Raw genomic sequence first — 13,207 nt, 5'->3', positions numbered from 1 at the left:
CTCCCCGGAGCCGCCGCATGACCGTGATCCTCGGGCAGATGTTCACCGGTATCAGCATCGGTGCCGTTCTGCTGCTCATCGCGCTCGGCCTCTCGCTCACCTTCGGCCAGATGAATGTCATCAACATGGCCCATGGCGAGTTCATCATGGCCGGCGCCTACACCACCTACGTACTCCAGAAGTCCATTTCCAGCGCAGGAATTTCGCTGATCGTCGCGCTGCCCGTCGCTTTTCTCGTCTCGGGTGCTCTCGGCGCGCTGCTGGAATGGCTGCTCATTCGCCGCCTGTACCTCCGTCCCCTCGACACGCTTCTCGTCACATGGGGCGTTTCGCTGATGCTTCAGCAGCTCGCCCGTGACATCTTCGGCGCGCCGAATGTGCAGACCCGCGCGCCTGACGTACTCACCGGGCACATCACCGTCATCGGCGGCGACGACCCGCTCACCTTCGCCAACAACCGTCTGTTCATTCTGGGGCTGGCGATCGCGGCGGTCGTGGCACTGTCGCTGACGCTGCGGCTGACGCCGCTCGGGCGCCGCATCCGCGCCGTCGTGCAGAACCGGGACCTGGCCGAGGTGTCCGGCATCTCCACCGGTCGCGTCGACCGCACCGCGTTCTTCATCGGTTCGGGGCTCGCCGGAGTCGCCGGGGTCGCGCTGACGCTGGTCGGTCCGATCGGGCCCACGATGGGCACCAACGTCATCATCGACGCCTTCCTGGTGATCGTGGTCGGCGGTATCGGCCAGCTCAAGGGCAGTGTGATCGTCGCCTTCGTGCTGGGTGTGCTGCAGTCCGTCCTGGAGTACTCCACCACCGTCAGCGTCGCGAAGGTGCTGGTCCTCGTGGCCATCGTCGCGTTCCTCCAGTGGCGGCCCCAGGGGCTGTACACGCTGCGCACGAGGAGTCTCGTATGACCACCACCACTCCTGTCGCCACGAAGCCGAAGCAACTCACCGGCGTCAAGGGCCGGTTCGCCGCGACGCGTACGGCGGCCGGTTTCGCCGCGGGTGCCGTCGTGCTCTTCGCCGTCGCCCCGCTCGCGCTCTCCGACTTCCGGCTCGGCCTGCTCGCCAAGTACCTGTGCACCGCCATGGTCGCGGTCGGCATCTGTCTGGCCTGGGGCCGCGGCGGGCTGCTGACGCTCGGGCAGGGGGTGTTCTTCGGGCTCGGCGGCTACGCCATGGCGATGCATCTGAAGATCGCGGACGCGGGTCCCGGCCAGGTCCCCGACTTCATGCAGCTGTACGGCACCGCCTCCGAACTGCCGTGGTGGTGGCGGCCGTTCGCGAACCCGGGCTTCGCGCTCGCGGCGACCGTACTGCTGCCGATGGCCGTCGCGGCGATCCTCGGATCGTTCATCTTCCGGCGCCGGGTCAAGGGCGCGTACTTCGCGATCCTCAGCCAGGCGCTCGCCGCGGCCTTCGCGATCTGGCTGATCGGCCAGCAGGCCACAACCGGCGGCACCAACGGTCTCACCGACATCCAGGGCTTCTTCGGCTACGACCTCAACGACCCGGTCAACCAGCGGATGGTGTACTTCGTCATCGCCGCGGCCCTGCTCCTGCTGATCGCCCTGGCCCGCCAGCTCATCCACAGCCGCTACGGCGAACTCCTGGTCGCCGTACGGGACTCGGAGGAGCGGGTGCGCTTCCTCGGCTACAACCCGGCGAACGTGAAGCTCGTCGCGTACGTGGTGGCGGCGGGCATGGCCGGGCTCGCGGGGGCGCTGTTCGTGCCCGCGGTCGGCATCATCTCCCCCGCACTGATCGGCATCGTGCCGTCCATCGAACTCGTCATCGGCGCCGCGGTCGGCGGGCGGGCGAGCCTGGTGGGCGCGGTGCTCGGCGCGGTCGGCGTCGCCTGGGCCAAGACGGCACTGTCGGAGGAGTTCCCCGCGGCCTGGACGTACTTCCAGGGGCTGCTGTTCATCGTGGCCCTGGCGTTCCTGCCGGGCGGTCTCGCCTCACTGGTGGGGATCGTGCGGCGGCGCAGGTCGAACCAAGCACTCGCTGGAGACGCGGCATGACTGAGCTTTCGGGTATCGAGCCTTCGGGTCTGAAGTCTTCGGGCCTTGGGCCCTCGGGTCTTGAGATACGCCAACTGCGGGTGTCCTTCGACGGGTTCACGGCCGTCGACGGAGTCGACCTCGACGTACGGCCGGGCGATCTGCGCTTCCTCATCGGGCCGAACGGCGCCGGCAAGACGACCCTGGTCGACGCGGTCACCGGCCTGGTGAAGGCGGAGGGATCGGTGCGCTTCGGGGGCGAGGACATCCTCGGCCGCAGCGTGCACAGGATCGCCCGCTCGGGGATCGGCCGGACCTTCCAGACCGCCACCGTCTTCGAGGAGTTGACGGTCCTTCAGAACCTGGACATCGCGGCGGGCGCGGGCCGGGGCGCGCTGACCATGCTGCGCCGCCGCAAGAGCGTTCCGGAGTCCGTCGCGCGCGCCCTGGAGACGGTGGGTCTGACGGACCTCGCCGACAGCCCGGCCGGGACGCTCGCGCACGGCCAGAAGCAGTGGCTGGAGATCGGCATGCTGCTCGTGCAGGACGTACGGCTGCTGCTGCTCGACGAGCCGGTCGCGGGCATGAGCCACGACGAACGGCAGGCCACCGGCGAGCTGTTGGAGCTCATCAGCCAGGAGCGCACGGTGGTCGTCATCGAGCACGACATGGACTTCATGCGCTCCTTCGCGCGCAGCGTCAGCGTGCTGCACGGGGGCAAGGTGCTGAGCGAGGGGACGGTGGCCGAGGTGCAGGCGGATCCGAAGGTGCAGGAGGTGTACCTCGGGCACACGGCCGCCGAGGAGGTACGCGACACCGCGGCCCCGGCCGCCGTACAGGAGGCGTGATGCTGGAGATCGACAACGTCCGCGTCGGCTACCACCGCAGCACCGTCCTGCACGGGGTCACTGTCGAGGTGCCGAAGGACGGCGTGGCCGCCGTGCTGGGACACAACGGCGCGGGCAAGAGCACCCTGCTGCGGGCCGCCGTCGGACTGCTCACCCCGCAGAGCGGCGCCGTCCGCCTCGACGGCGAGGACATCACCCGCCGCAAGCCCCACGAGCGGGTGGCGCGCGGCATGGCCTACGTCCCGCAGGGCCAGCAGGCCTTCCCGCACCTCACGACCGCCGAGAACCTCCAACTCGTCGCGGACGGGCGCAAACGCGGCAAGGAGGCGATCGCCGAGGCGCTGGACCTGTTCCCCGCGCTGCGCGCGCTCTCGACCCGCCGCGCGGGCCTGCTCTCCGGCGGTCAGCGCCAGCAACTCGCCATCGCCCGCGCCCTGGTGACGGAGCCTCGGATCCTCCTTCTGGACGAGCCCACCGAGGGCATCCAGCCTTCCGTCGTCGCCGAGATCGAGGAGACGATCCTCGCCCTGGCCGCCCGCGGCGGCCTCTCGGTGCTCCTGGTCGAGCAGCACGTCGGCTTCGCGATGCGGGCGGCGCAGCGCTACTACGTCCTGGAGGCCGGCCGGGTCACCTCGTCCGGCGAGGGCGGACAGGACGCCGAACGGTCCGTCCGGGAGGCACTCAGCGTCTGACTCAGGCTGATGCGAGCGCGGCGCGCGTCCGTTCGAGGTAGGCGCGCTCCGCCGTGCTCTCGGTGAGCGCGATGGCCGCCTCGTACGCCTTCACGGCCTCGCCGCGGCGGCCGAGACGCCGCAACAGATCCGCGCGTACGGCGTGGAAGGCGTGGTAGCCGTCCAGGTCGAGCGCGTCGACGAGGGTGAGGGCCCGCTCCGGCCCCTCGACCTCGGCCACCGCGACGGCGCGGTTGAGGGCGACGACCGGGCTGGGGGCGAGGGCCATGAGCTGGTCGTACAGCTGGAGGATCTGGCCCCAGTCCGTGGTGGCCGCGGTCGGGGCGTCGCTGTGTACGGCGTTGATCGCGGCCTGGATCTGGTAGGGGCCGGGCTGGTTGCGGCGCAGGCACTGGCGTACGAGTGACTGGCCCTCGGTGATCGGTTCGCGGTCCCACAGGGAGCGGTCCTGGTCCGAGAGGAGGACCAGGTCGCCGTCGGGTGTCGCGCGGGCGGGCCGGCGGGACTCGATGAGGAGCATCAGCGCGAGCAGGCCGAGGGCCTCGGGCTCGTCCGGCATGAGTTCGGCCAGGAGGCGGCCCAGGCGGAGGGCCTCGGCGCAGAGGTCCTCACGGCCGCCGTACCCCTCGTTGAAGATGAGGTAGACGACCGCCAGCACGCCCTTGACGCGGTCCGGGAGGTCGGCGTCGCGCGGGATGCGGTACGGGATACGGGCGTCGCGGATCTTGGCCTTGGCTCGCACGATCCGCTGGGCCATCGTGGGCTCGGGGACCAGGAAGGCGCGGGCGATCTGCGGGGTGGTCAGGCCGCCGAGGAGTCTCAGGGTGAGGGCGACCTGGGCCTGGGTGGCGAGTGCGGGGTGGCAGCAGGTGAAGATCAGGCGGAGCCGGTCGTCGCGCACGGGACCCTCCTCGGGCGGTTCGTCCTGCGCGTACAGCTGGGCGGCCTCGGCGTGCCGGGCCTCTCGCGTGGACTCGCGGCGCAGCCGGTCGACGGCCCGGTTCCGGGCGGTGGTGATGATCCACCCGGCGGGGCTCGGCGGTATGCCGGTCTCCGGCCACTTCCGCACGGCCGTGGTGAAGGCGTCCTGGACGGCTTCCTCGGCGAGGTCGATGTCGCCGAGGAAGCGGATGAGGACGGCGACCGCGCGGCCGTACTCCGCGCGGAAGACGGCCTCGATCTCCGCGGCGGTGGCCGCCATCAGTCCTCGGCTTCGTGCATGAACGGCCGCACCTCGATGGGGAGCGTGGTCGCCAGCGTCGCCTTGCGGCCCCAGTCGAGCGCCGCGTCGAGGTCGGGGGCCTTGATCAGGCAGATCCCGCCCAGGTACTCCTTGCTCTCGGTGTACGGGCCGTCGGTGACCAGGACGTCTCCGTCCCTGGCCCGCAGCACGGTGGCCGTCTCCGGTCCGTGCAGTCCTCCGGCGAACACCCAGGCACCGGCTTCGCGCAGCTCCGCGTGGAAGACATCGAGGTTGTGCATGATCTCTTCCAGGACCTCGGGCGCGGGCGGCTCGCCCTGCGGCTGCATCACGCTCAAGAGGTAGTACTTCATGAGGTGTCCTCCTCGGTGGTCTCTCATTCCCGGTGGTCTTCACTGACTACACGAACGCGGGACCGCCGGATCGACACACACCACGACGACACACGACGAGAACGGGAGATTCCTTCGATGACCACCCCACCGCATCCGCTCGTCGCCCGGGCCCGGCTGCTGGCGGCCGAGGTGCTGGCGCCCCAGGCGGAGCGCGTGGACCAGGAGGGCGTGCCCGCGAGCAGTATCGAGGCGGTCAAGCGGTCGGGGCTGCTCGGGGTGAGCGCGCCAGTCGCGTACGGCGGGGCGGCGGCGCCCGCCTCGGTGGCCCGGGAGACCGCGGAGATCCTGGCCGGGGCGTGCTGCTCGACATGGTTCGTGCAGACCCAGCACCACACGCCGGTGATGACGCTGGCCAGAAGTGAACTTCCCGTGCGGGAACGGCTGTTGGGGCCGCTCGCGAAGGGGGAGCTGCTCTCCGGGGTCGCCTACGCCCAACTGCGCGCCCATCCCCGTATCCCGGTCCGGGTCACGCGAGAGCGCGGCGGCTGGCGCTTCGACGGGACGGTGCCCTGGTACACGGGCTGGGGGCTCAACGACGTGATGCTCCTTGCGGGGGTGACGGACGCGGACGAGGCGCTGTTCGCGTTCACCGAGGCACGCGAGCAGCCCGGTCTGCGCCCTTCCCCTCCGATGCGGCTCGCCGCGCTCACCGCCTCCCGGACCGTCTCGCTGGAGCTGGACGGACTGTGGCTGCCCGATGACGCGGTCGCCCTGCGCAGCCCGTACCAGACCTGGGCGGCCACCGATCGCCCGAAGAGCACCAACGCCTCACCGGCCGTCTTCGGAGTCACGGCGTCGGCGCTCGATCTGCTGGATTCGGTGGACGGCGATCCCGCCGCGAAGGAGACCGCGCGCGTGCTGCGCGCCCGCCTCGACGAGGTGCGACGGCAGGCGTACCAGCTGGCCGATCACCCCGTACCGACCGAGCGAATCGAGGAGCGACTGGCCGCCAAGACACGGGCGTACGACGTCATGCGGGCGGCCACGACCGCGGCGGTCGTGGCCGGTGGCGGGCGGTCCATGGACCTGGGCAGCCCGGCGCAGCGGCTGGCCCGGGAGGGGATGTTCCTGCTGGTGCAGGGGCAGACGGCCGAGGTGCGCGGCGCACACCTCGGTGCGCTCGGCTCTCCCGGCTCGCTCAGCTCGTGAAGGGCACCTGCGCGGCAGGCACGGGCGCGAACGGGTGCTGCCACAGACCTTGCGCGGCAAGGCGCGGCAGGACGCCCTCGCCGAACCAGTACGCCTCCTCCAGGTGCGGATAGCCGGAGAGCACGAACTCGTCGATGCCGAGGGCGTGGTACTCCTTGATGCGCTCCGCGACCTCGTCATGGCTGCCGACCAGGGCGGTACCCGCGCCGCCGCGGACCAGGCCGATCCCGGCCCACAGGTTGGGGTGGATCTCCAGGCCGTCGCGACCGCCTTCGCGACCGCCGCCGTGCAGCGCGAGCATCCGCTGCTGACCCTCCGACTCGCTGCGCGCGAGCCCCGCCTGGACCGACTTCACGGTCTCCGGGTCGAAGCCGTCGAGGAGTTTGTGCGCCTCGGTCCAGGCCTGCTCGGAGGTGTCGCGGGTGATGACGTGCAGCCGGATGCCGAACCGGAGGGTACGCCCCTCCTTCGCCGCCAGTCCCCGGATCCAGGCGATCTTCTCGGCGACCTGGGCGGGCGGTTCGCCCCAGGTGAGGTAGACGTCGACGTGGCGGGCGGCGACTTCTCCGGCGATGGGCGAGGAACCGCCGAAGTAGACCTCGGGGACCGGGTCGGGGACCCTGGCGAGCCTGGCGTCCTCGACCTGGAGGTGCTCGCCGGCCAGGTCGGCGGTCTTGCCGTCCCACAAGTCCCGCACGATCTGGAGGAATTCGCCGGTACGGCGGTAGCGGGCGTCCTTGTCGAGGAAGTCACCGTAGGCACGCTGCTCGTGGCTCTCGCCGCCGGTGACCACGTTGAGCAGCAGCCGTCCACCGGTCTGCCGCTGGAAGGTGGAGGCCATCTGCGCGGCGAGCGTGGGCGAGACGAAGCCGGGGCGGAAGGCGACCAGGAACTTCAGCCGTTCGGTGTGCTGGCTGACCATCGCGGTGGTCAGCCAGGCGTCCTCGCACCAGGCGCCCGTGGGGGTGAGCGCACCGACGAAGCCCAGGTCCTCGGCGGCGCGGGCGATCTGGCTCAGATAGGCGACGGTCGGCGGCCGGTCCCGGCCGGTGGCCGTGGCAGGGGTGCCGTGGCCGCCACCGACTACATGCCGGCTGTCGCCGTTGGTGGGCAGGAACCAGTGGAAGGTGAGGGACACGGCGGCGTTCTCCGATCGTGGGGGGCCGGGGGCCAGGGGATTGCGGGAGGCCGTGACGGGGCGGCTTGGTGCCGCTCAGTGCGCGACGGCCGATGCGCCGGCGATCACGGTCACCCCGCCGCGGCCAGCAGGGGCGTACGCCCCAGGGCGGCCGAGAACTGGTCGACGACCTGGGTCAGGGCCTCGGCTGTGCCCGGTGCCACGGTGATGCTCCCGTCCTCACCCGTGGTGATGTCCTTGTCGAGGGTGAACCAGCCCTGGACTATGTGCGCCGCGCCCATGGAGTTGAGCACCGGACGCAGGGCGTAGTCGAGGGCGAGAACATGGGCGGTGCTGCCTCCGGTAACGAGCGGCAGGACGGTCTTTCCGGCGAGGGCGTACTGCGGGAGCAGGTCGAGCAGGGCCTTGAGCACGCCGGAGTAGGCGGCCTTGTAGACGGGGGTGCCGATGACGACGCCGTCGGCTCGGGCGAAGAGTTCGGTCGCCGCGACGATGGCGGGGTGCTTGAAGTCGGCACCGAGCAGTGCCTCGGCGGGGATCGTGCGGACGTCGAGCGGGATCACCTCGTGGCCCTGCGCGGCGAGTCGGGTGTCCAGGTGGCGCAGCAGTCTGGCGGTGCGGGAGGAGACGGAGGGACTGCCGGAGACGGACAGGACGGTGGCCATGAGCCCTCTTTCATGAGGTACGGAATCTGTCGCGGATTCTGCCGGGGGCACGCACAACTCCCGGCGTGCGGAACAAGGGCATGACGAATTCAGGCCCGGCAATTCACGACGAATGCGGGCGGCCAAATGGGTGCGGCGGGCAAGGCAATGGGTCCAGGTGCGCCGTGCGGGGAGAGAACACCGGGGCGAACCGGCCCGTGCGAAGGGGCCCTACCGTCGGGATCGTCAGGCTTCGCGACAACAGAAGGAGCTGGAGACACGCGCGAGGTCGACATGGCGTCGTCGCGTGAGGTCCAGTCGCGTCTTCATGTCGCCGATGGTCGCAGCCCCCGGTCCGGACCGTCAAGGAATGGCCGACCGGTCTCGTATCCCGGACCGCCGAATTTCACGAAGGCGTCATAAGGAAACCCTTGAACGCGGCGCGAGCTCATCGGCAATCGGCTGCGGTGCGAATTGAGCAGCTGGAATACGTCGCGGCGGTCACCCGGCTCGGCGTCGATCTGCCGGAAACTTCGAGCGCGCCGAACTGCCGTGCGGGCGCCCGGTGTTGTGCGTACGCCCGGACGGTCCCCCGGTCTCACTGGACACGGTGTGGGTGTCCGGCTTCCTCGACGGCGGAGAGCCGCTGATCGCAACGCCACGGTCCTGCCCGACTTCAGCGTCATCGGCGACCCGCTGGAGTGGCGCGGCGCCATCACCTGTCGGCCGGGCGATCGGGCACCACGGATTTTACCCGGAGTAAAGATTTCCCTCCCGCGCAGGACCGTACTGGTGGGCGTCCGAACCACCCGTACCGGATCCATCGGCACCGGATCCACCACGCGGCGGCGCAGAGCGACCGGCTCTGGGCTGCCGCCCCGCCAGGAGGCTCAATGCGCATCACTCGGAACGTGGGAACCCTCTTCGTGGCCGGCGCGTTGAGCATGACCATCGCCGCACTCGCCTACCCCGCCGTGCTCGGGTTGCAGAACACGGCCAGCTCCCCGACGCGCGTCATCGCCCAGACCTCGACGGGCCCGTTGACCGAGGCCGACCGCGACTTCGTCGTCAAGGTGCGCGCGGCCGGACTGTGGGAGTACCCCTCCGGGCAGCTGGCCCTGCAGAAGGGCACCACCCCGGCGGTCAGGACCGCCGGTCAGCACCTGATCAAGGGCCATTCCGCGCTGGACGCCACCTGCCGCAAGGTCGCCACCCAACTCGGTATCACCCTGCCCAACAAGCCGTCGCCGCAACAGCAGGGATTCGTGGCGACGTTGAGCGGGGACAGCGGCAAGCAGTTCGACAACGACCTCGCCAACATCCTGCGGGTGACCCACGGGCAGATCTTCCCGGTCATCGCGAAGATCCGGGCCACGACCGAGAACACGCTGGTACGTCAACTCGCCGACCAGGCCAATGACACCGTGCTGGACCACATCACGGTGATGGAGAAGACCGGGCTGGTCAACTTCGATCAGGTGCTGTTCCAGGAGACCAAGAACCCGAATCTGCCCGCACAGGACGTCACGCCTCCGGCACCGCAGCAGGGCGAGCCGACCGTCGTGCTCAGTCCGCCCGCGGACGGAGCCTCGGCTTCCCTGTCGCCCACACCGACGGTGGGATGAGGCGACGCCCTCTTCCGTCAGGCACGTCCGGGCCGTACGCGCTTGAAACCCAGCAGGGTGTGGTAGCGCTCCCGTGCGGTGAACTCCTCCAGGGTCCAGACGGCCGGACGGCCCGCCTCTCTGCACAGGTGAAGGACCTTCCCCTCCCCCGCGGCCACCCCGACGTGGGCGCCCCACGCGGTGTCGTCGGCGTTGAAGAGGGCCAGGTCCAACGGCCTGGGAACGCGTACGCGTTCGGTGAGTTCGGTGTCGGCCCACAGGTCGCTCGACCGCCACGCGGGAATGTCCAGGCCGAAGTGGCGGAGCACTTCGTAGGCGAAGAACTGGCAGTTGGCGCCCTCGGTGAGGCCCGGCTTCTCGGCGACGGACCGTGAGCCGGGAAAGCGTCGGCCGACGTACGGCGTTGTCCAGACCCGCTCGGGCAACCGCAGCGCCAACTCGCCCTCGCGCGGCGTCGACAACTCGTCCTCACTCGGTTCCCGCCCACTCGGTTCCCGCATCCCTGCCTCCGCCCGTGAACCGTGCCAGTTCCCAAGGGTCGTGCGCGCTGAAGACGTCGACCTCGTCGCCGTGCAGACGCACAAGTTCCCGCAGACGGGCATGGTTGCCGAGCCGCAGCGGCCTGTCCACCTCGGTGATCTGCTGGAGGACGTCCATGCCGGGGTGGCCCTGGGGTCGGTCGGGATCGATCTCGCGGTGGAAGTAGTAGGCGTCGCCGCAGTGCAGGAGCCATCGGTCCGGAGCCTCGACGGCGATCGCGCTGTGGCCGGCGGTGTGGCCGCCCAGGGGAACGAGCAGGATGTCCGCGTCCAGGCCCTCCAACGGGCGGACCGCGTCGAAGCCGAACCAGGGGTCGCCCTGGGGCCGCGCGTACGTCACCCAGTGCGGCCGGTGCGCCCACTGGGCCGGGCGGTAGCGGAGCCGGTCCTCGGGGTGGGTGCCGGGTGCCGCCATCGCCGCGCGGTGTTCGGCCTCGCTGAGATGGACCTTGGCCCAGGGGAAGTCGGCGAGGCCTCCCGCGTGGTCGAGGTCGAGGTGGCTGAGCACGATGTGCCGGACGTCCTCGGGGCGGAACCCGAGCGCGACGACCTGGTGCAGCGCGGTCTCGGCCAGGTCGAGGACGGGCTGGGCCCGGCCGAGGAACTCCGCGCCGAGGCTCTCCTCCGGCCGCGCCACATCGGCCGTACCGATGCCGCTCTCGACGAGGACGAGTCCGTCGCGGTCGGTCTCGACGAGCAGGCAGTGACAGACCGCGGGCAGGTTCCCCTGCTCGGTGTCGATCGTCCGCATGGAACCGCAGTTCAGGTGGTGGATCTTCACGGTGAACCCCCTTAGGTAACGAACGATCGTAAGCTAATTGCGAACGGTCGTTAGGTTAAAGTGACTTCATGAGCCCGCGCAAGTCCGTTGCCGAAACCGCCGCCACCCGCGACCGGATCATCGAGAGCGCCCTCGCGCTGGCCTCCAGGGAGGGCCTCGAAGGCCTCACCATCGGCCGGCTCGCGACCGATCTGGAGATGAGCAAGGCGGGGGTGATCGGCCACTTCGGCAGCAAGGAGGCGCTGCAACTCGCCGTACTGGAGGCGGCGGTCGAGAGGTTCCGGCTGCGGGTGCCGGCGCGCGCCGTGGGCGCCAGGCCCGGTACCGAGCGGCTGGCGCGCGCCTTCGACGAGTGGATCGACTACATGGCCGGGGGCGAGGGCCACGGGGGCTGCTTCCTCACCTCCGTGGCGAGCGAGTTCGACGGCCGCCCGGGCCCGGTCCGCGACGCGGTGCTGGAAGCGCTCGCCGCGTGGTCGGCGTACGTGGCGTCGGAGCTGAACACCGCGGTCGACAATCGCGAGCTCCCGGAGCGCACGGACGTGGACCAGCTCGTCTTCGAACTCAACGGCGTTGCCCTGGCGGCCGATCAGTCCATCCAGCTGCACCGCGATCCGCAGGCGCCCACGCGGGCCCGGCGCGCCATCGCCCGCCTGCTCATCGCCCCCTGAGGCGACCCTCTTCGGCCCCGCGGAGCGGCGGAGTGCATCACTCATGCCCCTTCGGACCCGCCAGCTCTACACATAAAGAAGAAATAAGCGCAGAATGGATGTACACGGCGCTTACCGCATACCGCACCAGACGCGGTCAGGCCGTGGAGATCGAGAGCGATCGAAGGAGACGAGTCATGGCCAACGTCTCGCACCCCAGGGGTGACATCACCAGTCACCCCGATGTATCCGAAATGCGGGCTCGGTATGACCGCATGGTCGGTGGTCGCGATGTGGCGCTCGTGGACGGGCCGGTGTTCCTGCTCGGTCTGTACTGCGCCGTGTCCCCGTGGATACTCCACTACTCGACGAGCCAGCCCGCCCTGGTGACCCACAACCTGGTCATCGGTATCGCGATTGCCGTGCTGGCCCTCGGATTCACCGTCACGCCGGAGAGGATGTACGGCCTGAGCTGGGCCATCTGCGCGATCGGCACGTGGATGATCATCTCGCCGTGGATTGTCGGCACCAGCCCGGACACGGGAGTCGTCCTCAACAGCATCATCATCGGCGCACTGGCCGTGGTGCTGGGGGCGATGTGCGCGGTCACGGCGACGAAGAGCATTCCCCGGGCGTAGACCCGGCAGCCCGGAAGGAAGCGGAAGGAAACAGAAGGAAGTGGCGGAAAGGAGCGAAAGCTGAAGGCGAGAACTGAAGGAAGAGGAAGACGGAGGCCGGCCCGCCCCGCGCGGACCGGCCTCTCCTTGGCCGTTCAGCGGTTCGGCACCAGCCACGGCTCCTGCGGCAGCGGGCTGCCGGTCTCGATGAAGGACTTCAGGTTGGACAGCACCGCGGCCCAGCCGGCGGCGGTGTCCCGCAGCATGGCCTCGTGGGCCAGGTCCTCATGGGTCACGGTGAGGCGGACGATGTCGCCGTGCGGCTGGATGTCGAAGGTGGCCCGGGAGTACTTGTCCTCCTGCCCCTCCTCCTCGGGCGCGGCCCAGGTGGTCACCAGCCGGGCGGGACGGTCGCTCTCCACGACGGTGCCGACCACATCGGCGATGCCCGAGCCATCCGCACGCCGGTGTTCCCAGCGGGAACCGGGCCTCCAGTCCGAGACATTGCGGTGGCCCCAGTAGACGGCGGTCAGGTCCGCGTCGGTGAGCGCGTCCCAGACCTTCTCAGGTGTGCTCTCGATGTAAATGACGTACACGAAGCTCGGTTTGTCGGCCATGGATTCCTCCGCTCGTCGCTTGAGATCGCCGAGCACGCGCAGCCGCGGGCGCTCGAACTTGTCGATCCACCGCTCCTGGATCTCGTGGAGCGGCACCGGATTGAGGTAGTGCAGCTTCTCCCGCCCCCGGCGCACGGTGCTGACGAGGTTGGCGGCCTCCAGGACGGCGAGGTGCTGCGTCACCGACTGACGTGTCATGTCGATGCGCTCGCACAGCTCACCGAGCGTCTGACCGCTGTGCTCGTGCAGCCGGTCGAGGAGCCGCCTTCGTGTCCCGTCGGCCAGCGCCTTGAAGACCTGGTCCAT

At 70.0% G+C, this 13,207-nt stretch carries 16 protein-coding genes; 8 read left to right on the top strand and 8 right to left on the bottom strand.

Annotated elements, in window-relative coordinates; all coding sequences use genetic code 11:
* Positions 1 to 17 precede the first annotated feature (17 nt).
* The 4 genes from urtB to urtE are packed head-to-tail and all read left to right on the top strand — an operon-like array spanning position 18 to position 3,545.
* A complete protein-coding gene (urtB, locus tag OIC96_RS44695) occupies positions 18 to 914 on the top strand; it encodes an urea ABC transporter permease subunit UrtB (RefSeq protein WP_330302325.1) in 897 nt (298 codons plus the stop codon).
* Positions 911 to 2,026 (top strand): urea ABC transporter permease subunit UrtC, encoded by a 1,116-nt coding sequence (gene urtC / locus OIC96_RS44690; protein ID WP_330302326.1) that lies wholly within the window; start codon positions 911 to 913, stop codon positions 2,024 to 2,026. Before urtB ends, urtC begins: the two co-directional genes overlap by 4 nt.
* On the top strand, positions 2,023 to 2,853 hold the full coding sequence (gene urtD / locus OIC96_RS44685; protein ID WP_330302327.1) for an urea ABC transporter ATP-binding protein UrtD: 831 nt from the start codon (positions 2,023 to 2,025) through the stop codon (positions 2,851 to 2,853). The genes urtC and urtD overlap by 4 nt, the downstream gene beginning before the upstream one ends.
* Positions 2,853 to 3,545 carry an urea ABC transporter ATP-binding subunit UrtE gene (gene urtE / locus OIC96_RS44680; RefSeq protein ID WP_330302328.1) on the top strand — a complete coding sequence of 231 codons (693 nt, stop codon included), beginning with the start codon at positions 2,853 to 2,855 and terminating at the stop codon, positions 3,543 to 3,545. Before urtD ends, urtE begins: the two co-directional genes overlap by 1 nt.
* A 1-nt stretch (position 3,546) precedes the next feature.
* Here urtE and OIC96_RS44675 read toward each other — a convergent pair whose 3' ends face one another.
* Positions 3,547 to 4,746 carry an RNA polymerase sigma factor gene (locus OIC96_RS44675; RefSeq protein WP_330302329.1) on the bottom strand — a complete coding sequence of 400 codons (1,200 nt, stop codon included), beginning with the start codon at positions 4,744 to 4,746 and terminating at the stop codon, positions 3,547 to 3,549.
* Positions 4,746 to 5,099: a YciI family protein gene (locus OIC96_RS44670; RefSeq protein WP_330302330.1), complete on the bottom strand. Its 354-nt coding sequence runs from the start codon at positions 5,097 to 5,099 to the stop codon at positions 4,746 to 4,748. The genes OIC96_RS44675 and OIC96_RS44670 overlap by 1 nt, the downstream gene beginning before the upstream one ends.
* 117 nt (positions 5,100 to 5,216) lie before the next feature.
* Here OIC96_RS44670 and OIC96_RS44665 point away from each other — a divergent pair, with 117 nt between their 5' ends.
* Positions 5,217 to 6,290, top strand: a complete 1,074-nt coding sequence (locus tag OIC96_RS44665; RefSeq protein WP_330302331.1) for an acyl-CoA dehydrogenase family protein — start codon at positions 5,217 to 5,219, stop codon at positions 6,288 to 6,290.
* Here OIC96_RS44665 and OIC96_RS44660 read toward each other — a convergent pair.
* From OIC96_RS44660 to OIC96_RS50000, 3 genes are all read right to left on the bottom strand, one after another.
* A complete protein-coding gene (locus tag OIC96_RS44660; RefSeq protein ID WP_330302332.1) occupies positions 6,280 to 7,428 on the bottom strand; it encodes an LLM class flavin-dependent oxidoreductase in 1,149 nt (382 codons plus the stop codon). The genes OIC96_RS44665 and OIC96_RS44660 overlap by 11 nt on opposite strands.
* 110 nt (positions 7,429 to 7,538) lie before the next feature.
* Positions 7,539 to 8,093, bottom strand: coding sequence for an NADPH-dependent FMN reductase (gene ssuE / locus OIC96_RS44655; protein ID WP_330302333.1), 555 nt, complete (start codon positions 8,091 to 8,093; stop codon positions 7,539 to 7,541).
* Positions 8,094 to 8,318: 225 nt separating this feature from the next.
* The gene (locus OIC96_RS50000) at positions 8,319 to 8,402 is read right to left on the bottom strand and encodes a putative leader peptide (protein ID WP_369265308.1); all 84 of its coding nucleotides are present in this window, start codon (positions 8,400 to 8,402) and stop codon (positions 8,319 to 8,321) included.
* Between the two features lie 563 nt (positions 8,403 to 8,965).
* Here OIC96_RS50000 and OIC96_RS44645 point away from each other — a divergent pair.
* On the top strand, positions 8,966 to 9,697 hold the full coding sequence (locus tag OIC96_RS44645; RefSeq protein WP_330302334.1) for a DUF4142 domain-containing protein: 732 nt from the start codon (positions 8,966 to 8,968) through the stop codon (positions 9,695 to 9,697).
* Between the two features lie 17 nt (positions 9,698 to 9,714).
* Here OIC96_RS44645 and OIC96_RS44640 read toward each other — a convergent pair whose 3' ends face one another.
* On the bottom strand, positions 9,715 to 10,197 hold the full coding sequence (locus OIC96_RS44640; protein WP_330302335.1) for a hydrolase: 483 nt from the start codon (positions 10,195 to 10,197) through the stop codon (positions 9,715 to 9,717).
* Positions 10,166 to 11,017: an MBL fold metallo-hydrolase gene (locus OIC96_RS44635; protein WP_330302336.1), complete on the bottom strand. Its 852-nt coding sequence runs from the start codon at positions 11,015 to 11,017 to the stop codon at positions 10,166 to 10,168. Before OIC96_RS44635 ends, OIC96_RS44640 begins: the two co-directional genes overlap by 32 nt.
* A gap of 68 nt (positions 11,018 to 11,085) precedes the next feature.
* On the opposite strand from OIC96_RS44635, the gene OIC96_RS44630 reads away from it, so the two are divergent.
* Positions 11,086 to 11,688 carry a TetR/AcrR family transcriptional regulator gene (locus tag OIC96_RS44630; protein ID WP_330302337.1) on the top strand — a complete coding sequence of 201 codons (603 nt, stop codon included), beginning with the start codon at positions 11,086 to 11,088 and terminating at the stop codon, positions 11,686 to 11,688.
* Between the two features lie 176 nt (positions 11,689 to 11,864).
* Positions 11,865 to 12,305, top strand: coding sequence for an SPW repeat protein (locus OIC96_RS44625; RefSeq protein WP_330302338.1), 441 nt, complete (start codon positions 11,865 to 11,867; stop codon positions 12,303 to 12,305).
* 134 nt (positions 12,306 to 12,439) lie between these two features.
* Here the strand turns inward: OIC96_RS44625 and OIC96_RS44620 are convergent, their stop codons facing one another.
* The gene (locus tag OIC96_RS44620) at positions 12,440 to 13,207 is read right to left on the bottom strand and encodes an ArsR/SmtB family transcription factor (RefSeq protein ID WP_330309970.1); all 768 of its coding nucleotides are present in this window, start codon (positions 13,205 to 13,207) and stop codon (positions 12,440 to 12,442) included.

Source organism: Streptomyces sp. NBC_00775 (assembly GCF_036347135.1).
Lineage (GTDB): Bacteria > Actinomycetota > Actinomycetes > Streptomycetales > Streptomycetaceae > Streptomyces > Streptomyces lutosisoli.
The sequence above is the reverse complement of the archived record's forward strand: the minus strand, read 5'-3'. Positions and strand labels throughout refer to the sequence as shown.

What these genes read in the sequence shown, in the direction of transcription:
- urtB (WP_330302325.1), top strand. Translation starts at nt 18, where the DNA reads ATGACCGTGATCCTCGGGCAGATGTTCACCGGTATCAGCATCGGTGCC.
- urtC (WP_330302326.1), top strand. Translation starts at nt 911, where the DNA reads ATGACCACCACCACTCCTGTCGCCACGAAGCCGAAGCAACTCACCGGC.
- urtD (WP_330302327.1), top strand. Translation starts at nt 2,023, where the DNA reads ATGACTGAGCTTTCGGGTATCGAGCCTTCGGGTCTGAAGTCTTCGGGC.
- urtE (WP_330302328.1), top strand. Translation starts at nt 2,853, where the DNA reads ATGCTGGAGATCGACAACGTCCGCGTCGGCTACCACCGCAGCACCGTC.
- OIC96_RS44675 (WP_330302329.1), bottom strand. Translation starts at nt 4,746, where the DNA reads ATGGCGGCCACCGCCGCGGAGATCGAGGCCGTCTTCCGCGCGGAGTAC.
- OIC96_RS44670 (WP_330302330.1), bottom strand. Translation starts at nt 5,099, where the DNA reads ATGAAGTACTACCTCTTGAGCGTGATGCAGCCGCAGGGCGAGCCGCCC.
- OIC96_RS44665 (WP_330302331.1), top strand. Translation starts at nt 5,217, where the DNA reads ATGACCACCCCACCGCATCCGCTCGTCGCCCGGGCCCGGCTGCTGGCG.
- ssuE (WP_330302333.1), bottom strand. Translation starts at nt 8,093, where the DNA reads ATGGCCACCGTCCTGTCCGTCTCCGGCAGTCCCTCCGTCTCCTCCCGC.
- OIC96_RS50000 (WP_369265308.1), bottom strand. Translation starts at nt 8,402, where the DNA reads ATGAAGACGCGACTGGACCTCACGCGACGACGCCATGTCGACCTCGCG.
- OIC96_RS44645 (WP_330302334.1), top strand. Translation starts at nt 8,966, where the DNA reads ATGCGCATCACTCGGAACGTGGGAACCCTCTTCGTGGCCGGCGCGTTG.
- OIC96_RS44640 (WP_330302335.1), bottom strand. Translation starts at nt 10,197, where the DNA reads ATGCGGGAACCGAGTGGGCGGGAACCGAGTGAGGACGAGTTGTCGACG.
- OIC96_RS44630 (WP_330302337.1), top strand. Translation starts at nt 11,086, where the DNA reads ATGAGCCCGCGCAAGTCCGTTGCCGAAACCGCCGCCACCCGCGACCGG.
- OIC96_RS44625 (WP_330302338.1), top strand. Translation starts at nt 11,865, where the DNA reads ATGGCCAACGTCTCGCACCCCAGGGGTGACATCACCAGTCACCCCGAT.
- OIC96_RS44620 (WP_330309970.1), bottom strand. Translation starts at nt 13,207, where the DNA reads ATGGACCAGGTCTTCAAGGCGCTGGCCGACGGGACACGAAGGCGGCTC.